This window comes from Pseudomonas sp. UYEF17, from assembly GCF_040546125.1.
Classification (GTDB): domain Bacteria; phylum Pseudomonadota; class Gammaproteobacteria; order Pseudomonadales; family Pseudomonadaceae; genus Aquipseudomonas; species Aquipseudomonas putida_Z.
On the sequence record NZ_JBEPNE010000032.1, the window covers coordinates 1 to 20,482 of the forward strand.

17 protein-coding genes are annotated in these 20,482 nt (G+C 63.5%); 10 read left to right on the forward strand and 7 right to left on the reverse strand.

Annotated features, from left to right (window positions below):
• Positions 1 to 230: 230 nt before the first annotated feature.
• From ABIB24_RS26125 to ABIB24_RS26135, 3 genes are all read right to left on the reverse strand, one after another.
• Positions 231 to 1,046 carry a sugar phosphate isomerase/epimerase family protein gene (locus ABIB24_RS26125; RefSeq protein ID WP_274079869.1) on the reverse strand — a complete coding sequence of 272 codons (816 nt, stop codon included), beginning with the start codon at positions 1,044 to 1,046 and terminating at the stop codon, positions 231 to 233.
• A 17-nt stretch (positions 1,047 to 1,063) separates the two neighbouring features.
• Positions 1,064 to 2,116, reverse strand: coding sequence for a Gfo/Idh/MocA family protein (locus ABIB24_RS26130; protein ID WP_085663307.1), 1,053 nt, complete (start codon positions 2,114 to 2,116; stop codon positions 1,064 to 1,066).
• A 140-nt stretch (positions 2,117 to 2,256) separates the two neighbouring features.
• Entirely contained in the window at positions 2,257 to 3,033 is a 777-nt protein-coding gene (locus tag ABIB24_RS26135) for an IclR family transcriptional regulator (protein ID WP_085663306.1), read from the reverse strand.
• 194 nt (positions 3,034 to 3,227) lie between these two features.
• Between ABIB24_RS26135 and ABIB24_RS26140 the strand changes: the two genes are divergently transcribed.
• The gene (locus ABIB24_RS26140; RefSeq protein WP_274079870.1) at positions 3,228 to 4,940 is read left to right on the forward strand and encodes an FAD-dependent oxidoreductase; all 1,713 of its coding nucleotides are present in this window, start codon (positions 3,228 to 3,230) and stop codon (positions 4,938 to 4,940) included.
• A 118-nt stretch (positions 4,941 to 5,058) separates the two neighbouring features.
• On the opposite strand, the gene ABIB24_RS26145 is transcribed toward ABIB24_RS26140, so the two are convergent.
• Positions 5,059 to 5,943, reverse strand: a complete 885-nt coding sequence (locus ABIB24_RS26145; protein WP_274079871.1) for a LysR family transcriptional regulator — start codon at positions 5,941 to 5,943, stop codon at positions 5,059 to 5,061.
• A gap of 145 nt (positions 5,944 to 6,088) precedes the next feature.
• Between ABIB24_RS26145 and ABIB24_RS26150 the strand changes: the two genes are divergently transcribed.
• On the forward strand, positions 6,089 to 7,108 hold the full coding sequence (locus tag ABIB24_RS26150) for an alpha/beta hydrolase (protein ID WP_274079872.1): 1,020 nt from the start codon (positions 6,089 to 6,091) through the stop codon (positions 7,106 to 7,108).
• A gap of 621 nt (positions 7,109 to 7,729) precedes the next feature.
• Here ABIB24_RS26150 and ABIB24_RS26155 read toward each other — a convergent pair.
• Positions 7,730 to 9,127, reverse strand: a complete 1,398-nt coding sequence (locus ABIB24_RS26155; protein WP_274079873.1) for a PAAR domain-containing protein — start codon at positions 9,125 to 9,127, stop codon at positions 7,730 to 7,732.
• 225 nt (positions 9,128 to 9,352) lie between these two features.
• Between ABIB24_RS26155 and ABIB24_RS26160 the strand changes: the two genes are divergently transcribed.
• Positions 9,353 to 10,075, forward strand: a complete 723-nt coding sequence (locus ABIB24_RS26160; RefSeq protein ID WP_274120987.1) for a pirin family protein — start codon at positions 9,353 to 9,355, stop codon at positions 10,073 to 10,075.
• Between the two features lie 126 nt (positions 10,076 to 10,201).
• Here the strand turns inward: ABIB24_RS26160 and ABIB24_RS26165 are convergent, their stop codons facing one another.
• Positions 10,202 to 10,495 (reverse strand): DUF1330 domain-containing protein, encoded by a 294-nt coding sequence (locus ABIB24_RS26165; RefSeq protein WP_025339641.1) that lies wholly within the window; start codon positions 10,493 to 10,495, stop codon positions 10,202 to 10,204.
• Positions 10,496 to 10,573: 78 nt separating this feature from the next.
• Between ABIB24_RS26165 and ribBA the strand changes: the two genes are divergently transcribed.
• From ribBA to ABIB24_RS26200, 7 genes are all read left to right on the forward strand, one after another.
• On the forward strand, positions 10,574 to 11,695 hold the full coding sequence (ribBA, locus tag ABIB24_RS26170; RefSeq protein ID WP_286919911.1) for a bifunctional 3,4-dihydroxy-2-butanone-4-phosphate synthase/GTP cyclohydrolase II: 1,122 nt from the start codon (positions 10,574 to 10,576) through the stop codon (positions 11,693 to 11,695).
• Between the two features lie 369 nt (positions 11,696 to 12,064).
• Entirely contained in the window at positions 12,065 to 13,090 is a 1,026-nt protein-coding gene (locus ABIB24_RS26175) for an ABC transporter substrate-binding protein (RefSeq protein WP_354317626.1), read from the forward strand.
• Positions 13,087 to 14,004, forward strand: a complete 918-nt coding sequence (locus ABIB24_RS26180; RefSeq protein WP_015270844.1) for an ABC transporter permease — start codon at positions 13,087 to 13,089, stop codon at positions 14,002 to 14,004. The genes ABIB24_RS26175 and ABIB24_RS26180 overlap by 4 nt, the downstream gene beginning before the upstream one ends.
• Positions 14,005 to 14,010: 6 nt before the next feature.
• Positions 14,011 to 14,820 (forward strand): ABC transporter permease, encoded by an 810-nt coding sequence (locus tag ABIB24_RS26185; protein WP_015270845.1) that lies wholly within the window; start codon positions 14,011 to 14,013, stop codon positions 14,818 to 14,820.
• Positions 14,821 to 14,839: 19 nt separating this feature from the next.
• Positions 14,840 to 15,988 (forward strand): ABC transporter ATP-binding protein, encoded by a 1,149-nt coding sequence (locus ABIB24_RS26190; protein WP_025339644.1) that lies wholly within the window; start codon positions 14,840 to 14,842, stop codon positions 15,986 to 15,988.
• Between the two features lie 241 nt (positions 15,989 to 16,229).
• Positions 16,230 to 17,537 (forward strand): substrate-binding domain-containing protein, encoded by a 1,308-nt coding sequence (locus ABIB24_RS26195; protein WP_274079876.1) that lies wholly within the window; start codon positions 16,230 to 16,232, stop codon positions 17,535 to 17,537.
• 300 nt (positions 17,538 to 17,837) lie between these two features.
• Entirely contained in the window at positions 17,838 to 18,902 is a 1,065-nt protein-coding gene (locus ABIB24_RS26200; RefSeq protein WP_354317629.1) for a TerC family protein, read from the forward strand.
• 332 nt (positions 18,903 to 19,234) lie between these two features.
• On the opposite strand, the gene ABIB24_RS26205 is transcribed toward ABIB24_RS26200, so the two are convergent.
• Complete coding sequence (locus ABIB24_RS26205; RefSeq protein ID WP_013973159.1) at positions 19,235 to 20,464, reverse strand: acyl-CoA dehydrogenase; 1,230 nt, start codon at positions 20,462 to 20,464, stop codon at positions 19,235 to 19,237.
• Positions 20,465 to 20,482 lie beyond the last annotated feature (18 nt).

Here is a 20,482-nt window from a genome sequence, read left to right on the forward strand (position 1 = left end):
GCACGGGCTTCGCCCGTGTTCGCGGGACAAGCCCGCTCCCACAGGTGACGCGCTAGATTTTAGAAATTGAGCAAGACAGTTGCTCCCACAGGGATCGCGCCACCTTTTGAAATTTGAGCAAAACAGTTGCTCCCAGGTGGCGCCATGTTCCAGGCTTGCGCAGTACGTGTGGGAGCGGGCTTGCCCGCGAACACGGGCGATAGCCCGTGCCATGCGCCGCGTTCTATCAATCAGATTCTGGCCAGTACTGCCATGGCCTTCTCCAGCGCCATGCGCGCACGCTGTTCGCCGCTCATGCCCTGTTCCAGCAACTGCCGCGTGGGGATCTCCAGGCTCAACGGCACACTTGGCGGCAAGCCGCGCAGCAGGCCGACCAGATCGGCATCGCCCTCGCCTGGGAAGCGCCGCTCGTTGCGTGCCTGGCGCAAGATCTCGTCCATGTCGGCCGGCACCGGGCCGGCAACATCGCACAGCTGGGCATAACGCATGCGCTGCGGCGCCAGTTGTGCCAGATCGTCCAGCGAAGAGCCGGAGCGGTTGAAGTGGAAGGCATCCACCAGCACACAGCCATTGGCGCGGTCGGCGTTGGCCACCACCCGCATGGCCTGGCGCAGGTCACGCACATCAGTCCAAGGCATGAACTCCAGATGCGGATGAATGCCATACCCCGCCGCCAGGTCACACAACGCAGCAAAGCGCTCGGTCAGCCGCGCTTCATCCGGGTCGTTGCCAGCCACCAGCAGCTCCGTGCCGCCCAGCTCGGCGCCCACCGCCAGGATCGGCTCGAAATCGGCTACACAGGTTTCCGGCTTCAGCCTCAGGATCTCGAGGTCGAGCACCTTGATGCCCGTGTCGCGCAGGCGCGCCTGGGTCTGCCGGCGCAGGCCGGTGTCGGCCACCAGCGGGAAATGCTGTTCCTGCTCGGTGGCGGGCACCAGGCGCAGGCCAACGTGGCTGTAACCGGCACGGGCGGCTGCCTCGACCATGTCCGGCGGGGACAGCTCGAGTACCGTCAGGGCCGCCAGGGAGAAAATTCGTTCAGTCATTATCGTCACCAGACAAGTCAAGCGATGTGCTCGGGCGCACAGGCCCGGCCAGTTTCCGCTGCCTGGCGGATCGCCTCGATCAGCGCCAGGGTACGGCCACCATCGGCGGCATCGATCAGCGGCGCCTGTTCACCCCGGGCAACCCGCACGAAGTGTTGCAGTTGCAAGGTCAATGCCTCGCCGGCGGGGATGCTTTCCTCGCTCTGCAACAACGGCGTGTGCCAGCCCGACCCGACCTCGGCGTAGTGCCAGCGCTTGAGTTGCGGAATGCTCAGCGCCCCCTGGGTGCCGGCCAGCAGGTAGCACGGCTGGCCATCCTGGCGCGGGTAGACCGGGCTTTCGCCGGAGTCCAGCTCCCAGCTCCACGGCGCGGCCACCGCGTCGGAGCCAGTCAGGCTGCCCAATGCGCCATTGGCGAACTGCAGTAGCACCGCGGCGCTGTCTTCGTTGGCAAAACCGCGCACATCGTTGCGGGTGAATGCCTGCACCTGCACCACCTCGCCGCACAGGTGGCGCAGCAGGTCGAGGTCATGGATCAGGTTGGTCAGCAAGAAGCCAGCGCCCGGCTCGCGGCGCCAGGGGGTTTCGAAATAGCTGTCGGGCTTTTGCAATTGCCACAGTGCGGTGACGTTGATCAGCCGGCCCAGCTTGCCGTCGGCAATCACCTGGTGAGCCTTGGCGATCAGCGGGTTGTGCCGGCGGTGATGGCCGACCAGCACAGGCACATTGTGGCGGCGCGAGGCTTCCACCAGCGCGCGGACTTCATCCAGGTGCACGCCCACCGGTTTTTCGACCAGCACCGGTACACCGGCCTCGACGCAGTCCAGGGCGGTGGCGACATGCAGGTTGTTCGGGTTGGCGACGATCACTGCCTCGGGGCGCGCGTGCTCCAGCATCTGGCGGTGGTCGGCAAAACAGGGCACGCCGCATTCGGCAGCAAAGGCCTCGGCCTGCGGGCCCGGGTCGGCCACAGCGCATAGCTGGGCCTGCGGCACATTTAGCAAATGCTGGTAATGCTGGCGGCCCATGCTGCCGGCGCCGATCAAGGCAATACGAAGGGGTGCGTTCAACAGCCTGTCCTCTTGTCATTGTTGTCACGCAGATTCCGGAATCCAATTCCACAATCCACATTAAACAATTTAGAACCAGGTTCAGCTTTTCAGAAGAAGCTGTAGAACAGAGTGTGCGGTAATCGACCGGAAATGCACCTTCAGGCGAACAACTCACTGGCCCGGCTGGCCGCCGACAGTTCCTCTGCCGCCGCCAGCAACAGCGGCGCCAGTTCTGCCAGGCGGCTTTGCGCCAGGCGCGCACTGGGCCCGGCGATGCTAAGCACACCGATCACCTCGTCACTTTGCGGGCGGCGCACCACTGCAGCCAGGGCCGAGGTGCCGATGGCCGAGGTTTCCTCGACCCAGGCATAACCGCGCTCGCGGGCGCGGCGCAGGTAGGTGAGCAACTCGTCGGTGGAGCGCGGCGCATTCGGGCCGAACTGCGCCGGGTCGGCAATGCCCTGGCGCAATACCATCTGCAGCGCCTGCTCATCGTCCAGGCTGGCCAGCCAGGCATGCCCGGACGCGGTATAGAACAGCGGTGCGTCGCGGCCCATGTCCGGGTCGTAGCGCAGCCCGGAGCGGGCGCCCTGGGACTTGGCGATCCAGGTCTGGCGGGCACCGTCTATCACGCCAAGGCGCACCAGTTCGCCGCTGTCCTGGGCCAGGCGGTCGAGAATCGGCTGGATGATGTCAGCACCGCTGCTGGCAAGGTAACGGAAGCCCAGCGCCACCAGCTTGGCCGACAGCTGGTAGCGGCTGTTGTCCCGGTTCTGCCGCACATAGCCCAGCCGCACCAGCTCGGTGAGCATGCGATGGGTGGCGCTCTTGGGGATGTCCAGGCGCTCGGCCAGGGTTTGCAACGGCAGCCCCTGCGGTTCACCGGTAAGGCTTTCTACAAGACTGAAGGCGCGTTCGATCTGACTACCAGCCATGACACAGGTCCCTGAAATTTTTGCGAATTCTAGAAGATGATTCCATACCGCCGATAGCCGCTGCAGCCAGCGCGACACGAACTGTCCGGTTATCGCCCATTACTTGCCCGGCAGGGCCGCCACACCCTTGCGGGCCGGTTCGCTGCCAATAAGAATGTGGAACCTTGTTCCAATAACAACACAGGAATCCCGCAATGCCTTCCGCTCCCTACGAAACCGAATGCGATGTACTGGTCATAGGTTCTGGTGCCGCCGGGCTGGCTGCGGCCGTGACGGCTGCCTGGCATGGGCAGAAGGTGATCGTGGTGGAGAAGGAGCCAGTGTTCGGCGGCGCCACCGCCTGGTCCGGCGGCTGGGCCTGGGTCCCGCGCAACCCGCTGGCACGCCGGGCCGGCATCGAGGAAGACATCGAGCAGCCGCGTACCTACCTGCGCAATGAACTGGGGGCGTATTACAACGCCGAACGCGTCGACGCCTTCCTCGAAGCCTGCCCGCACATGGTGGCGTTTTTCGAAAAGCACACAGCGCTGCAGTTTGCCGACGGCAACGGCATCCCCGACATGCATGGCGACACACCGGGCGCGGCCCAGGGCGGGCACCAGGTGATTGCCGCGCCCTATGACGCCCGCGAGGTGGGTGCGCTGCTGCCACGCCTGCGCAAGACCATGCGCGAAACCTCATTCATGGGCATGCCGATAATGGCGGGTGCCGACCTTGCCGCGTTCCTCAACATGACCCGCTCGCCCAAGGCCTTGCTGCACGTGTGCAAACGCTTTGGCCGCCACCTTTACCACCTGGCCCGGTATGGCCGGGCGATGCACCTGGTCAACGGCGTGGCGCTGGTGGCCCGCCTGGCCAGGTCGGCGCAGGACCTGGGCGTGCGCCTGCAGGAGTCGGCACCGGCCAAACGCCTGCTGGTCGAGGATGGCCAGGTGCGGGGGGCGCTGGTGGCTACACCGCAGGGCGAGCAACTGATCCGTGCCAAGGCCGTGGTGCTCGCGGCGGGTGGTTTCCCCAACGACAACGCCCGCCGCCGGCAACTGTTCCCGCGCGATGCCAGCGGCCACGACAACCTGGCCCTGCCCCCCAAGGGTTGTTCGGGCGACGGCCTGCGCTTGGGCGAATCGGCCGGCGGTGTGGTCGCCACCGACCTGAAGTCGCCGGTGGCCTGGGCGCCGGTTTCGCGAGTGCCGCACCGCGACGGCAGTGTCGGCCACTTCCCGCACATCATCGAACGCGGCAAACCGGGCATCATCGGCGTGCTGGCCGACGGCAAGCGTTTCGTCAACGAAGCGCATGGCTATTACGACTATGTGTCAGCGATGGTCGCGGCGGTGCCGCAGGGCGAAGAGGTGTGTTCGTGGCTGGTTTGTGACCACCGCTTCCTGCGCCGCTACGGCCTGGGCCACGCCCGCCCGAAGCCACTGCCGGTGTGGCCGCACGTGCGCAGCGGCTATCTCAAGCGGGGTGTCACCCTTGAGCAGCTGGCCGAGGCCTGCGGCATCGACCCGGTAGGGCTGCGCGCCACGGTCAGCGATTTCAACAACCATGCCCGCAACGGCCAGGACCCAGCGTTCGGTCGTGGTTCCACACCGTTCAACCGCAAGCAGGGTGACCCGCAGCACAAGGGGCCAAACCCTTGCGTGGCACCCATCGAGCAGGGGCCGTTCTATGCGGTGAAGGTGCAGCCCGGCTGCTTTGGCACCTTTGCCGGGCTGCGCACCGACGGCAATGCCCGGGTGCTGGATGAGGCTGGGCAGCCGATTGCTGGCCTGTATGCGGCGGGTACCGATATGGCCAGCGTGTTTGGCGGCTGGTATCCGTCGGGTGGCATCAACCTGGGGCCGGCATTGACCTTTGGCTATGTGGCCGGGCGGCATATTGCCGGGGCGCAGGGGTATGAGTGAGGTGAGATCAGGCCGGCGGTTTTGCAGCGTCTGTGAGACCGGGCGGCGCTTCGCGGCAGGGAATGCCGAGCCCGATGCGGAACTTTACCCGCGAAGACGCCCACTCTAATACCGAAGGTCAGAGCTGCTCCAACCGCTCGCGCAGGAAGTTCACAAAACCCTGCACCGGCCGCGCCACCTGTCGGTGCTGCGGGTACACCGCCGACAGCTGCAGCGCCGGCGGTCGCCACTCATCCAGCACCGTCACCAGTCGCCCATCCGCCAGTGCCTGGCCCACGATGAAGGTTGGCAGATAAGTCACCCCCATCCCGGCAATCGCCGCATCCCTTAGCAGCTCGCCATTGTTCGCCCGCATCCGCCCGGCCACCTGGATCGCCTGTGCCTTGCCGCCCTGGCTGAACTGCCACTGCACCTGCCGCGAATGCCCATATGGCAGACAATCATGCCCAGCCAACTGCTCCGGTCTGGCCGGCACGCCCCGCGCTTCCAGATACGCCGGGCTCGCGCAATACACCCGCTCGACACTGGCAATGCGCCGCGCAATCAGGCTGGAGTCCTCCAGCGCACCAATCCGTAGCGCCAGGTCATAGCCCTCGCCGATCAGGTCAACAGCGCGGTCGCTCAAGTCCACTTCCACATCCACCTGCGGGTGCAACTGCAGAAACTCGGTCAGCAGGCAGCCCAGGTGCGCCATGGCGAACGACAGCGGCGCACTCAGGCGCAAGGTGCCACGCAAGGCCTGGGCCTGGCCGCTGATGTCGTGCTCCACCTGCTGCACTTCGCCGAGCAGGCGCAGCGCCGACTGGTAGTAGTGCTGGCCCAGCGGCGTGGCGTCCAGGCGCCGGGTGGAGCGATTGAGCAGGCGCACGCCCAGGCGCTCCTCCAGCTGCATCAGGCGCCGGCTGACCGATTGCTTGGACATCCCCAGGCGGTCGGCCGCAGCGGTGAAACTGCCAGCCTCCATGACCTGGGCAAAGATGCGCATATCTTCGTAAGGGTTCATTGTCTCGCTCTTGGTGACAGTCAAACGCTTTATAGCGGCTTTTTCCCATCAGCGCATCTCCCTAATCTACGCACAAGTCGCAGCGATGGCCCTGAAGGCCAGGCAAGACGCCCATTACCAACATTCAACAGAAAAGGATTCGCTCATGAACATTGTCCACAAAACCCTTACCGCTTCCCTTCTGGCCCTGTCCGTTTCCAGCGCCTTCGCCGCTGGCAGCCCGGGTATCGAACAGCACACCCAGGCCTTCCTCGAAGCCCTGGAACAAGGCGGCGGCAAGCCACTGGAGCAGCTCAGCCCGAAAGACGCCCGCGCGGTGCTGACCGGTGCCCAGGCCTCGGTAAAGGTCGAACTCTCGGGTATCGAGGTGAAGGAACGCACCATCCAGGCCAACGGCGAGTCGATCAAACTGCAAGTGGTTCGCCCGGCCAACGTGAAGGGTGACCTGCCGGTGTTCATGTTCTTCCACGGTGGCGGCTGGGTGCTCGGCGATTTCCCGACCCACCAGCGGCTGATCCGCGACCTGGTGGTTGGCTCTGGCGCAGTGGCGGTCTACGTCGACTACACCCCATCGCCGGAAGCGCACTACCCGACGGCGATCAACCAGGCCTACGCCGCCACCCGCTGGGTGGCCGAGCATGGCAAGGAAATTGGCGTGGACGGCAAGCGCCTGGCCGTGGCCGGCAACAGCGTCGGCGGCAACATGGCGGCAGTAGTGGCGTTGAAAGCCAAAGAGGCCGGCACCCCGGCCCTGCGTTTCCAGCTGCTGCTGTGGCCGGTGACCGATGCCAGCTTCGAAACTGCGTCGTACAAGCAGTTTGCCGAGGGGCATTTCCTTACCACCGGGATGATGAAATGGTTCTGGGACAACTACACCACCGATGCCAAGGCACGGGAACAGATCTACGCCTCACCGCTGCGGGCCAGCACTGAGCAACTCAAGGGCCTGCCGCCGGCATTGGTGCAGACGGCCGAGTTCGACGTGCTGCGCGATGAAGGTGAGGCGTATGCCCGCAAGCTGAATGCCGCTGGCGTGACTGTGACCTCGGTACGGTACAACGGGATGATTCATGACTATGGCTTGCTCAACCCGCTGAGCCAGGTGCCGGCGGTAAAGGCGGCGATGCGCCAGGCGGGCACCGAACTTAAAGTGCACCTGCAGTAAATCGAAGACCAGAAGACCCGCCTAGGCGGGTCTTTTGCTTCTATGGCGGAAATGGCCCGCAGGCTTCAATGAATCTGCCATCGGTGCGGCTATCTATGGCACCGTCCGCGCCGATGTAGATATCGACCCTGGGCCACTTGGGTTTGGCCCGAATGCAGTTCCACTTTCCACGGTTGTTCCAATCGAGCAGTTCATTACTTCAAATAAGAGACCGACGGGTCTCTTTATGGCTATTATTTGCCGAGTTCAATGATGGTCCAGGCTGCAATTACCCATGTGCATGCAACAGCATTACACCAAAAGGAGATTTGCAGGCGCCGCTTGAGAGGGATAGGACAGTTCCGACAGTCTTCAGCATTCAACAGCCCTCTACGAACAACCAGCACAGGGAAAACTGCTCCCAGCATAACGCCTGAAACAATCATTGCCCTCGTTCGGATCGATATCGTGGTCCAATATTTCAGATCTTCTTTCAGGCCCGGGCTGTTCTGAAACGCCGAGCAAAGCTCCTCAAAGCGCCTCCCCATCGTTAAACGGTAGTGAACTCCAAGTCCGACAGCCCCGATGACAAAGGGCGCCAATAGAAATGCAAGCCGCAAGTTGATAGGCCACGCTGTGAACTCAGTCATAGAGTTTCTCGAACAGTAACTCACCTGTCGTCTCTCCAAGACCTTCGCCCATTTTGCTCAAAGCAAATGAAGCACTGCCAACCAACAAAATTCCGCAAGCCACTTTGCCGTATATGCCAAATGCACAAACCAGTTGGGATGCATCAGCCGCCAGTTTTGCGCCTGCCATTCCCCCGGCTAACCCACCCGAGAAGCTCCCGGTCTCTGTGAATCGGATTTTCTTGCATTCTTCGGTCTCACCTGCGCGGCAAGTTTCATGAACCTTCAGATAAGAGGAGCCACCGCCAAGCCCGATCCCGATCCAGCCTCCATACTTGAGATACTGTGAAGTCTTCGCCACTTCGTCCAGATGCGTTGCATACCCAGGTATCTGCCCCGGCGCACCTGCCTTCTTCCAGTGATGTACAACGCTTTTCGTGGAGATGCCGAGGTCTCGGCGCAAGGTGTCATGACTGCCCAGATTTAATGCCTTGTTCAAAAAACCGATCCGCAGTTGCGCCCCGAGTTGCTGATAAAGCTCCCTACGCGCAGCAAAGAAACTCGGGCTGTTCAAATGGCCATATACCGCGAACTCTCGTTGATGCAGAGCCTCGATTCCCTTCAACGTATCCTTGACCTGCCCCAACCCTCGTTCGAGCATGTCCTTGCCCACGCCCATCGACTGGCTCGCCCCATTGAGCACTCCAGCAATCTCGCCGATGTGTTCCATCATGAAGTTGGCTTCTTCATGGGAGAGAATCGATAGCGACTCCCGCGCCCTCTCTGCCACCATGATCAGCTGGTTCTCCTCAAAGCTGCAGGCATAGCCACTACTCGGGCTGCCGAGGACAAAAATCTCGCCCGCCTTGAACCCTTCGGGAAAGGTCGGATTCAGACGTTGCAGCAGCGAGACAGGCAGCAGGTTATTTGTTGCGCCCAGGCTTTGCAGCACCTGCTCGAATGACATGCTGCGCTGCACGATATGGAAACCCGGCTCCAATATTGCCATTGAGTCGCGTTCAAAAGCGCTGAAAGCCTGGGCTGGGGTCTGCTCCGGTGAGGAAGGCGAACTCCGGGTGGTAGGCGACGATGGCGCTGTCTGAGTTGCACGGCCACCCGCAGAGTGAACCGCAGACCTTGCAATGACCCGGTTATTGCCCTCTGGACAGCCACACTTGACCAGCGCCCCGTCTACCACAGCTGGTTTTCCTTCGATGTTGAAGAAAGGCAGCCCATCAACGATTACCCCGGGCTTCTTGCATTCCGGGCACTCTGTCGTGGTGTCCCCCAGGCGCAGAGCACGCTGGTCGTTCCCCCGATAATTGGTACTGCTGGCTATGCAGACCGCCCCGGTGGTGGTGAGGTCTCCATCGAGTGCCTGTCCTTTGCCATGTATCGATATGCGTGTCATGAGCAACTCCCTGTATGGAAATCCCGACGCTATCACCGGCAAAACAGAAAGAGACCGAGCGGCGGAAAACTCAGAATTGCCCTACAAAAACCTGGGGCAACTGTCACGCATCACAAGACAGTAATTCCTTCCAGACACTATTTTTTAAAGAAATAGGTGACAGTAAAGTTATCTCCATAGACAGCACGGCAGCCCTTCCGGCCCCGGCATTCAAGGAGAATCACCATGCTCACCGTCCGTAACGCCAAAGACCGCGGCCTGGCCTTTCATGGCTGGCTGAAATCGTTCCACACCTTCTCTTTCGGCCACTACCGCAACCTGGACGAGCAAGGGTTCTCGGACCTGCTGGTGTTCAACGACGACCGCGTCATCCCCGGCAAGGGCTTTGGCCAGCACCCGCACCGCGACATGGAGATTTTCTCCTACGTGCTGGAAGGCGCGCTGGAGCACAAGGACACGCTGGGCACCGGCTCGGTGATCCGCCCGGGCGATGTGCAACTGATGAGCGCTGGCCACGGCGTGGCCCACAGCGAGTTCAACCACAGCCAGGTGCAGCCGGTGCACTTCCTGCAGATCTGGATCGTACCGAACGTGCAAGGCGCAACGCCGCGTTACCAGCAACAGCATTTCAGTGCCGAGGAAAAGCGCGGCAAGCTGCGCCTGATCATCTCGCCGGATGGCGCCGAGGGGTCATTGCAGGTACGGCAGAATGCGCGGGTGTATGCCGGCCTGTTCGACGGTGACGAGCGTGCCACCCTGACCTTGCCGGAAAACCGCCATGCCTATGTGCATGTGGCCCGGGGCAGCATCGAGCTCAATGGGCAAGTGCTGAATGAAGGGGATGGGGTGCGGGTGAGGCAGGAACAGGTGCTGGAGCTGGGCAATGGGGTGGATGCCGAGGTGCTGGTGTTCGACCTGCGGCCGCATGAATTGCCTGGCATGCCTTGAGTTTCTGCTTCGACAGTAATGGCCCTATCGCCGGCAAGCCAGCTCCCACAGGTACTGCACAGGTTTCAGATACTGTGCAGTACCTGTGGGAGCTGGCTTGCCGGCGATAGGGCCAGCAGCCATTATTCAGGGCTCGAACCCTTCGACGATGATCACCTCAGCCTTCGCCACCCCCTGGCGATGGCTGCACGCCTCCTGGTACAGCTCGGACCGGTAACACGCCAGCGCCTGCTCGTACGAATCGAACTCGATCACCACGCTACGCTGAGGGGTAGGCCGCCCTTCCATTGCCTCGCTACGCCCGCCACGGGCCAGGAAACGGCCGCCGAATGCCTTGAAGGCAGCCGGGGCGCGCTGGGTGTACTGCTGGTATTGCTCGGGGTCGGTCACGTCCACATGGGCAATCCAATAGGCCTTCATGCGTTGCTCTCCTGTTACGGCGATATTTGTGTATGATGGTATACCATAATAATCACCCCACCACAGTGAGCGTGCAACATGGCTTTCAACACCATCGAAGAACTTCTCGAGGACTACCGGCAAGGCAAGATGGTCCTGCTGGTGGATGACGAGGACCGGGAAAACGAAGGCGACCTGCTGATCGCCGCCGAGCGTTGCGACGCCCAGGCCATCAACTTCATGGCCCGTGAAGCGCGCGGGCTGATCTGTCTGACCCTGACCGACGATCACTGCCAACGCCTGGGCCTGGAGCAGATGGTGCCGGCCAACGGCAGCGTGTTCAGCACCGCCTTCACCGTGTCGATCGAGGCGGCCACGGGCGTTACCACCGGTATTTCCGCTGCCGACCGGGCGCGTACCGTGGCGGCGGCCATGGCCCCCGACGCCCGCCCCGAAGACCTGGTGCAACCCGGCCACATCTTCCCCCTGCGCGCCCGCGAAGGCGGCGTGCTGACACGCGCCGGCCACACCGAAGCCGGCTGCGACCTGGCGCGCCTGGCCGGGTTCACCCCGGCGTCGGTTATCGTCGAAGTACTCAACGATGACGGCACCATGGCCCGCCGCCCGGACCTGGAGGTGTTCGCTGCCCGGCACGGCATCAAGATAGGCACCATCGCCGACCTCATCCACTACCGCCTGAGTACCGAGCAGACCATCAAGCGCATCGGCGAACGCGAACTGCCGACCGTGCACGGCACCTTCCGCCTGGTCACCTACGAAGACCGCATCGAAGGTGGCGTACACATGGCCATGGTCATGGGCGATATCCGCCGCGAGCAGCCGACCCTGGTGCGAGTGCACGTGATCGACCCGCTGCGCGACCTGGTCGGCGCCGAATACGCCGGCCCTGCCAACTGGACGCTGTGGGCGGCGCTGCAGAAAGTGGCCGAGGAAGGCGCCGGCGTGGTGGTGGTCCTGGCCAACCATGAGTCCTCGCAGGCGCTGCTGGAACGCGTGCCGCAGCTGACCCAGCCGGTGCGGCCTTACCAGCGTGGGCAATCGAAGGTGTACTCGGAGGTGGGTACAGGCGCGCAGATCCTGCAGGACCTGGGCGTGGGCAAGCTGCGCCACCTGGGCCCACCGCTGAAATATGCGGGGCTGGCGGGGTATGAGCTGGAGGTCGTGCAAAGCATCCCCTTCGAGCCCGGGATTACAGGTTGATATACGGACCCTGTGGGAGCGGGCGAGCCCGCGAGGCAGACACCGCGGTGCATGGCACGGGCTTCGCCCGTGTTCGCGGGCTCGCCCCCTCCCACACAGACCGCGCAAGCTTTTAGACCCCTGTTCGAATCGATCGCCCCGATAAGCAATGTGCCCAGACCTGAGGATGGAGTGATGGCCGGTAGCCTCATGCCTCTTGCCAAAAGTTTGGAATACCATAATATGATATCCCGTAGACCTTGAATCTGCAGGCCGGCACCTACAATCAAAAACGGCCACAAGACACTTTGTTTTAGCTGCTCCCCGAACACTGTTGGCGGGCGCACCACAAGCCCCGCCTCGAATAACAAAAGCAACGAGGGCGTAACCATGCTGTTGAGCAAACGTGTAACCGCAGTGCTGTCCGCCAGCCTGCTGACCCTGGCATGTCAGGCTGCCCAGGCCGCCGACAGCCTGAACTTCGTCAGCTGGGGCGGTACCACCCAGGACGCCCAGAAAGAAGCGTGGGCCGCACCCTTCACCAAAGCCACCGATATCAAGGTCGTCCAGGACGGCCCTACCGACTACGGCAAGCTCAAGGCCATGGTCGAGAGCGGCAACGTGCAGTGGGACGTGGTCGACGTCGAGGCCGACTTTGCCCTGCGTGCCGCCAGCGAAGGCCTGCTCGAACCCCTCGATTTCACCCAGATCAAGCGCGACAAGATCGACCCGCGCTTCGTCTCCGACCATGGCGTCGGCTCGTTCTTCTTCTCCTTCGTGCTCGGCTACAACGAAGGCAAGCTCGGTGCCAACAAACCGGTGGACTGGACCGCACTGTTCGATACCAAGACCTACCCCGGCAAGCGCGCCCTGTACAAATGGCCCAGCCCAGGCGTACTGGAATTGGCCCTGCTGGCCGACGGCGTAGCCCCCGACAAGCTGTACCCGCTGGACCTGGACCGCGCCTTCAAGAAGCTCGACACCATCAAGAAAGACATCGTCTGGTGGGGCGGCGGCGCCCAGTCGCAGCAACTGCTGGCCTCGGGTGAAGCCTCGCTCGGCCAGTTCTGGAACGGCCGCGTCTATGCCCTGCAGCAAGACGGTGCACCGGTGGGCGTGAGCTGGAAGCAGAACCTGGTCATGGCCGACTTCCTGGTCATCCCCAAAGGTGCCAAGAACAAGGACGCCGCCATGAAGTTCCTGGCCAACGCCAGCAGCGCCGAAGGCCAGGCCGAGTTCGCCAACAAGACTGCCTACGCGCCGGTGAACGTCGAAAGCGTGGCCAAGCTGGACAAAGACCTCGCGCAGAACCTGCCGACCGCCTACGCCCAGGACCAGGTCACCCTCGACTTCGCCTACTGGGCCAAGAACGGCCAGGCCATCGCAGCCCGCTGGAATGAGTGGTTGGTCAAATGAAAGTCGCCATCAACGCCCTGCATAACGCGCAAGGTGCCCCCACGGGCACCGGCGCCCCGGGAACGGCCCCCCGTCGCGTCAGCCTGAGCCAGCGCTGGAAAGGCAGCCGCAATTTGCTGCCGGCGCTGCTGTTCCTTGGCCTGTTCTTCTTTGCCCCGCTGGCCGGCCTGTTGCTGCGCGGGGTGCTGGAGCCAACGCCGGGCCTGGGCAACTACGAGCAGCTGTTCGCCAACTCGGCTTATGCGCGGGTGCTGTTCAACACCTTCTCGGTGGCCGGCGTGGTCACCCTGATCAGCGTGCTGCTGGGCTTCCCCCTGGCCTGGGCAATTACCCTGGTGCCCAAGGGCTGGGGCCGCTGGTTGCTGAACATCGTGCTGCTGTCGATGTGGACCAGCCTGCTGGCGCGCACCTACTCGTGGCTGGTGCTGCTGCAGAGCTCGGGGGTGATCAACAAGGCGTTGATGGCCATGGGCATCATCGATGCCCCGCTGGAAATGGTGCACAACCTGACCGGCGTGGTGATCGGCATGAGCTACATCATGATCCCGTTCATCGTGCTGCCGCTGCAGGCGACCATGCACGCCATCGACCCGATGGTGCTGCAGGCCGGTTCGATCTGCGGCGCCAGCCCGTGGACCAATTTCTGGAAGGTGTTCCTGCCGCTGTGCCGCTCGGGGCTGTTCTCCGGGGCACTGATGGTATTCGTGATGTCGCTCGGTTACTACGTCACCCCGGCCCTGCTGGGCGGTGCGCAGAACATGATGCTGCCCGAATTCATCATTCAGCAGGTGCAGTCGTTCCTCAACTGGGGCCTGGCCAGCGCCGCCGCCGCACTGCTGGTGGTGATCACCCTGGTGCTCTTCTACCTGTACCTGAAGCTGCAGCCGGAATCCCCGGTTGGCAACGCGAGGTAAACCGCCATGCTCCTGTCTCCCAATGCCATGGGCCGCCCGCTGCGTACGGGCCTGTACCTGACCACCGGGGTCATCGCGGCCTTCCTGCTGCTGCCGGTGGTGTTCATCGTGTTGCTGTCGTTCGGCTCGTCGCAGTGGCTGGTGTTCCCGCCACCGGGCTGGACCTTCAAGTGGTACGGCCAGTTCTTCTCCAACCCGGAGTGGATGGACGCCGCGCTGGCCAGCCTGAAGGTGGCCGTGCTGACCACCATCGCCGCCGTGCTGCTCGGCCTGCCCACCGCGTTCGCCCTGGTGCGTGGCCGCTTCCCCGGCCGCGAGCTGCTGTACGGGCTGTTCACCATGCCGATGATCGTGCCGCTGGTGATCATTGCCGTGGCGGTGTACGCGCTGTTCCTCAAGCTCGGCTACACCGGCACGCTGTTCGCCTTCGTGGTCAGCCACGTAATCGTCGCCCTGCCCTTCACCATCATCTCGATCATCAACTCGCTGAAGCTGTTCGACCAGTCGATCGAGGATGCCGCGGTAATCTGCGGCGCCTCGCGCCTGCAGGCGATCTTCAAGGTGACCTTCCCGGCCATTCGCCCGGGGATGATCGCCGGCGGCCTGTTCGCCTTCCTGGTGTCGTGGGATGAAGTGGTGCTGAGCGTGATGATGGCCAGCCCCGACCTGCAGACCCTGCCGGTGAAGATGTGGACCACCCTGCGCCAGGACCTCAGCCCGGTCATCGCCGTGGCCTCGACCCTGCTGATCGGCCTGTCGCTGCTTGTCATGTTCATTGCCGCCGCCTTGCGCCGGCGCACCGAAGCCAACGCCTGAGCGCGCGGAGAAAACAACAATGAGTGCAGTGATCAAAGACAACGCGCACGGCAAGACCCTGGTCAGCCTGCGCGGCCTGAACAAGCACTACGGCGACTTCACCGCCGTGGACAACCTCGACCTGGAAATCCAGGACGGCGAGTTCCTGACCTTCCTCGGCTCCAGCGGCTCGGGCAAGTCCACCACCCTGTCGATGCTGGCCGGCTTCGAAACACCGAGCAGCGGCGAGATCCTGGTCGATGGCCAGTCACTGGTCAACGTGCCGCCACACAAGCGTGACATTGGCATGGTGTTCCAGCGCTATTCGCTGTTCCCGCACCTGAACGTGCGCGACAACATCGGCTTTCCGCTGGCCATTCGCAAGCTCGGCGCCAGCGAAACCAGCAAGCGCGTCGACGCCATGCTCAAGCTGGTGCAGCTGGAAAAGTTCGCCCACCGCAAGCCGTCGCAGATGTCCGGTGGCCAGCAGCAGCGCGTGGCGATCGCCCGGGCGCTGGTGTACGAACCGCGCATCCTGCTGATGGACGAACCGCTCGGCGCGCTGGACAAGAAACTGCGCGAAGACCTGCAGGATGAACTGCGCCAGTTGCACCGGCGCCTGGGCATCACCATCGTCTACGTTACCCACGACCAGGAAGAAGCCATGCGCCTGTCCCAGCGCATCGCCATCTTCAGCCATGGCAAGATCGTCGGCCTGGGCACCGGTTACGACCTGTACCAGAACCCGCCGAATGCCTTCGTCGCGTCGTTCCTGGGCAACTCCAACTTCCTGCGGATCAAGGCCAGCAGCAATGGCGCGGGCAGCTTCGAGGGCCAGCCGGTAGCCATCCGCCTGACCCCGGGCCTGGCCGCCTCGCAGGATGCACTGATCATGGTGCGCCCGGAAAAGGCCCTGGCCCTGACCGCCGAACAGGCCGCGCGCGAGCCGCTGCCGGCGGGCTGGAACGAGGTCAGCGCCAAGGTTGGCGAAGTGCTGTTCCTGGGCGAGAGCCAGACCTGCCATGTGGTGACCGCGGGCGGTACCGAGCTGACGGTCAAGGCTTTGTCGGCGGCGGGCATGCCGATGCAGCCGGGGGATACCGTGAAGGTGCGCTGGGCGGTGGCGGATGCGTGCATCTATACCGAGTGGGCAGAAAGTGACCTGAGCAAGTCTGCCGGGGCGCATTGATACCGCTGGGGCCGCTTTGCGGCCCTTTCGCCGGCAGGCCAGCTCCCACAGTTACAGCGCAGGTTTCAGGATTGGCAAGGCCCCTGTGGGAGCTGGCTTGCCGGCGATGGGCTGCACAGCAGCCCCATTGACGCGAACTTACAAGCATCAGGCAAAGCCCACTGCCCCATATGGACTGTCACATTATCATCACGCCACTGTCGTAATCTGCCGGCCATCTCTATGCCATAGGCCTTCCGGCATGCCCCGCCTGCTTGTCTTGCTGCTCACCCTGCTGCCGCTGGCGACCCTGGCCGAGCCCGCTCACCTGCGCGTGCAAGGCTCCAACACCATCGGCGCGGCCTTGCTGCCAGCGCTGGTGCAAGGGCAATTGCGCGCGCAGCAAGCTACCGCCATCGAACAATACCCGGGCACGCTGGCCAACGAGACTGTCATCACCGCTCGCGATACGCGTGGCCAGCCTTTGCGCATCGACATCGCCGCACACGGTTCCAGCACCGGCTTCGTCGCCCTGGGCCATGGCGAGGCCGACCTGGCCGCCGCATCGCGGCCGATCAACGACAACGAAGCAAGCCAACTGCAGGCTTTGGGCGACCTGCGCGCCGCTGCCGCCGAACAGGTCATCGGCCTGGATGGAGTCGCCGTCATCGTTCACCCCGACAACCCGCTGCCACAACTCACCACGGGGCAACTGGCACAGATCTTTGCCGGGCAGATCCAGCGCTGGGAACAATTGGGTGTTGCCGGCGGGGCCATCCACCTGTACGCCCGTGACGACCGCTCCGGTACCTTTGAGACCTTCAAGGCACTGGTGCTGGAGCCTCAGCACGGCGAGCTTTCGCCCAAGGCCCAACGCTTCGAGTCCAGCGACGAGCTGGCCGCGCGAGTGAGCACCGACCGCCAGGCCATCGGTTTCAGCAGCCTGGCGGCGGTGCATGGGGCCAAGGTGCTGGCGGTGGCCGAAGGTGACGCGCCGGCCATGCTGCCGGAGCGTGCACTGGTGGCCAGCGAGGATTACCCGCTATCGCGGCGCCTGTACTTCTACCTGCCGGCCAACCCCAAGCCCCAGGCCAAGGCCCTGGCCGATTTCGCTCAGAGCCCGGCGGGCCAGGCGATCGTCGCCCAGCAGGGTTTCGTTGCGCAGCAGATCGAGGCCCAACCTGTAGCCCCCCAGGCCGACATGCCGCCGCGCTATCGCACCCTGGCCCAGCAGGCGCAGCGGCTGAGCGTGAACTTCCGCTTCCAGGAAGGCAGCGCCAGCCTCGACAACAAGGCCCTGCGCGATGTGCAGCGGGTGGCCGACTACCTGCGCCAAGCGGGCAAGTTGCGGCGCAAGGCGGTGCTGGTGGGCTTTGGCGACCCCAAGGAGACACCCGGCCGCGCCGCCCTGCTCTCCCGCCTGCGGGCCCAGGCGGTGCGCCGTGAGCTGGCGCGCGATGGCGTGGAGGTGCTGGAGGTGACGGGGATGGGAGATGAACTGCCAGTGGCAGGGAACGAACTGGAGCAAGGGCGACTGCGTAATCGCCGGGTGGAAGTGTGGGTTTATTGAACGATAGGCCTGCTCTGGCCTGACTGGTGTAGGAGCGGCCTTGTGTCGCGAAAGGGCCGCAAAGCGGCCCCGGCAATTCTGTGGCGATGCCAAGACCGTGGGGGCGCTGCGCACCCCGTTCGCGACACAAGGCCGCTCCTACACAGCGCCCTGGCAAAGAAATGTAACAGCTCCCCGTTCGGCATCACCGGCAAACGGGTCTAGGCTCAAGCCCATGTGATACCGGGCCCCTCTGACGGCTGCCAGGCCGCCATGTCGGATCACTGTTGCCATGCAACGTCGACATTGAAGGAGGGGCTCATGACAGCTCTACAGACATTCCTCACCACCCCGTTCCTCGGTACCAGCACCTGGTTGTGGCTGGTGTTCATGGCCATCGTCATCGGTTTGCTGGTACTCGACCTGGGCGTGCTGCACCGCCACGACCGGGAAATCGAAATGCGCGAGAGCCTGCTGCTGTATTCGGGCTATTTCAGCGTCGGCGTGCTGTTCGGCGCCGGGGTCTGGTACCAGTTGGGCGCGCAGTCGGCGCTGGAGTTCTACACCGGCTTCCTGGTCGAGCAGTCGCTGTCGATGGACAATGTGTTCGTCATGGCGATGATCTTCAGCTATTTCGCCATCCCCCGCCGCTACCAGCACCGCGTGCTGTTCTGGGGCATCCTCGGGGTGGTATTCCTGCGGGCGATCATGATCGGCGTGGGCGCGGCGCTGGTGCAGAACTTCGCCTGGGTATTGTATATCTTCGGTGCCTTCCTGCTGTTTACCGGGGTGAAGATGGCGCTGTCGAAGGAGGACAGCCGCCCCGACCTGGCCAACAACCCGATCCTGAAGTTCGTGCGCCGGCACATGCGGGTCACCGAGCAGATCCACGGTTCGCACTTCTTCGTGCAGCAGACCCCGCCCGGGCAGCACAAGGCGCTACGCCATGCCACCCCGCTGTTCATGGCGCTGGTGCTGATCGAACTGGCCGACCTGGTATTCGCCGTCGACAGCGTCCCGGCAATCTTCGCCATCACCCAGGACCCGTTCATCGTCTATACCTCGAACATCTTCGCCATCCTCGGCTTGCGCTCGCTGTATTTTGCGCTGGCGGCGCTGATGCACCGGTTCGTTTACCTCAAGTACGCGCTCGCGCTGGTGCTGATCTTCATTGGCTGCAAGATCTTCTACCACGGCATGGTGGGCAAGGTGCCAGCGTTGCTTTCGTTGGGGGTGACGTTCGGGTTGTTGCTGGGTGGGGTGGTGGTTTCGCTGGTCAAGACGCGGGGGGAGAAGCGGGAATTCAAGGGTGCTCAATCCAGACAGCCTTCAAATGCCGATCGCACAGTCAGCGAGAAGGAGGAAGACCCGCAGATGCGGGTCTGACCATCCAGAGGAACCAGTGAGCCTTCAAGGGCCTCTTCGCGGGCTTGCCCGCTCCACTGGTATTGCGCACAGCTTGGAGGCGGCACAGTACCTGTGGGAGATTGCCCAGCCCTTTGGGCTGCGCTGTCGCACAGAATACTGAACTCGCAAGCGATCCTCGTACCCTGTGGGAGCGGCTTTAGCCGCGAAGAATCCAACGCGGTGCATGGCACCGGCTGCGCCGGTGTTCGCGGCTAAAGCCGCTCCCACAGGGTCCCTGCTAATTCAATGAGTTATGTGCAGTTCCATGAGAGCGGGCAAGCCCGCGAAGAGGCCGGAACAGGCGGGCAAAATCACCGCCCGCTACGCATCATCTCCGCCGGCACGTACTTGCCAATCTCATACTTGCCAATCGCCGCACGATGCACTTCATCCGGCCCGTCGGCCAGGCGCAAGGTGCGCTGCATGGCGTACATGTAAGCCAGCGGGAAATCGCCACTTACCCCTGCCCCGCCATGAATCTGGATCGCCCGGTCGATCACCTTCAGTGCCACGTTCGGCGCCACTACTTTGATCTGCGCAATCTCGCTGCGGGCGACCTTGTTGCCGACTGTGTCCATCATGTACGCCGCTTTCAACGTCAGCAGCCGGGCCATGTCGATCTCCATGCGCGAGTCGGCGATCTTGTCGACGTTGCCGCCCAGACGCGCCAATGGCCGGCCGAAGGCGGTACGCTCCACCGAGCGCTTGCACATCAGTTCCAGCGCGCGCTCGGCCATGCCGATCGAGCGCATGCAGTGGTGGATACGGCCGGGGCCAAGGCGCCCCTGGGCAATCTCGAAGCCACGGCCCTCACCCAGGATCACGTTCTCATACGGCACCCGCACGTTCTCGAAAAGCACCTCGGCGTGGCCATGGGGAGCATCGTCATAGCCAAACACCGGCAGCGGGCGGACAATCTTCACCCCAGGTGCATCGGTGGGCACCAGCACCATCGAGTGCTGCTGGTGGCGCGGCCCTTCAGGGTCGGACAGGCCCATGAAGATCATTACCTTGCAGCGCGGGTCGCAAGCGCCGGAAGTCCACCACTTGCGGCCGTTGATTACCCATTGGTCACCGTCACGCACGGCGGTGGCGGCCATGTTGGTGGCATCCGAGGAGGCCACGTCCGGTTCGGTCATGGCGAACGCCGATCGGATCTCGCCACGCAGCAGCGGCTCCAGCCACTGGCGCTTCTGCGCTTCGCTGCCATAGCGCACCAGCACTTCCATGTTGCCGGTGTCCGGCGCCGAGCAGTTGAACGGCTCCGGACCGAGCAACGAACGGCCCATGATTTCTGCCAGCGGGGCGTATTCCAGGTTGCTCAGGCCGGCACCGTATTCCGATTCGGGCAGAAACAGGTTCCACAGCCCTTCAGCGCGGGCCTTGGCCTTGAGTTCTTCCATGATCGCGGTGGGCTGCCAGCGGTCACCCTCGGCGACCTGGCGCTCGAACACCGCCTCGGCGGGGTAGACATAGGCGTCCATGAACGCGCTGACGCGCTCACGCAGTGCCTGGACCTTGGGCGAATAGGCGAAATCCATCTGGGCTACCTTCACGGT

Bases quoted from the DNA above. Each gene is read 5' to 3' on its own strand.
- ABIB24_RS26200 (WP_354317629.1), top strand. From the start codon at position 17,838: ATGACAGCTCTACAGACATTCCTCACCACCCCGTTCCTCGGTACCAGC.
- ABIB24_RS26150 (WP_274079872.1), top strand. From the start codon at position 6,089: ATGAACATTGTCCACAAAACCCTTACCGCTTCCCTTCTGGCCCTGTCC.
- ABIB24_RS26160 (WP_274120987.1), top strand. From the start codon at position 9,353: ATGCTCACCGTCCGTAACGCCAAAGACCGCGGCCTGGCCTTTCATGGC.
- ABIB24_RS26155 (WP_274079873.1), bottom strand. From the start codon at position 9,127: ATGACACGCATATCGATACATGGCAAAGGACAGGCACTCGATGGAGAC.
- ABIB24_RS26135 (WP_085663306.1), bottom strand. From the start codon at position 3,033: ATGGCTGGTAGTCAGATCGAACGCGCCTTCAGTCTTGTAGAAAGCCTT.
- ABIB24_RS26145 (WP_274079871.1), bottom strand. From the start codon at position 5,943: ATGAACCCTTACGAAGATATGCGCATCTTTGCCCAGGTCATGGAGGCT.
- ABIB24_RS26125 (WP_274079869.1), bottom strand. From the start codon at position 1,046: ATGACTGAACGAATTTTCTCCCTGGCGGCCCTGACGGTACTCGAGCTG.
- ABIB24_RS26190 (WP_025339644.1), top strand. From the start codon at position 14,840: ATGAGTGCAGTGATCAAAGACAACGCGCACGGCAAGACCCTGGTCAGC.
- ABIB24_RS26175 (WP_354317626.1), top strand. From the start codon at position 12,065: ATGCTGTTGAGCAAACGTGTAACCGCAGTGCTGTCCGCCAGCCTGCTG.
- ABIB24_RS26180 (WP_015270844.1), top strand. From the start codon at position 13,087: ATGAAAGTCGCCATCAACGCCCTGCATAACGCGCAAGGTGCCCCCACG.
- ABIB24_RS26165 (WP_025339641.1), bottom strand. From the start codon at position 10,495: ATGAAGGCCTATTGGATTGCCCATGTGGACGTGACCGACCCCGAGCAA.
- ABIB24_RS26205 (WP_013973159.1), bottom strand. From the start codon at position 20,464: ATGGATTTCGCCTATTCGCCCAAGGTCCAGGCACTGCGTGAGCGCGTC.
- ABIB24_RS26195 (WP_274079876.1), top strand. From the start codon at position 16,230: ATGCCCCGCCTGCTTGTCTTGCTGCTCACCCTGCTGCCGCTGGCGACC.
- ABIB24_RS26140 (WP_274079870.1), top strand. From the start codon at position 3,228: ATGCCTTCCGCTCCCTACGAAACCGAATGCGATGTACTGGTCATAGGT.
- ribBA (WP_286919911.1), top strand. From the start codon at position 10,574: ATGGCTTTCAACACCATCGAAGAACTTCTCGAGGACTACCGGCAAGGC.
- ABIB24_RS26185 (WP_015270845.1), top strand. From the start codon at position 14,011: ATGCTCCTGTCTCCCAATGCCATGGGCCGCCCGCTGCGTACGGGCCTG.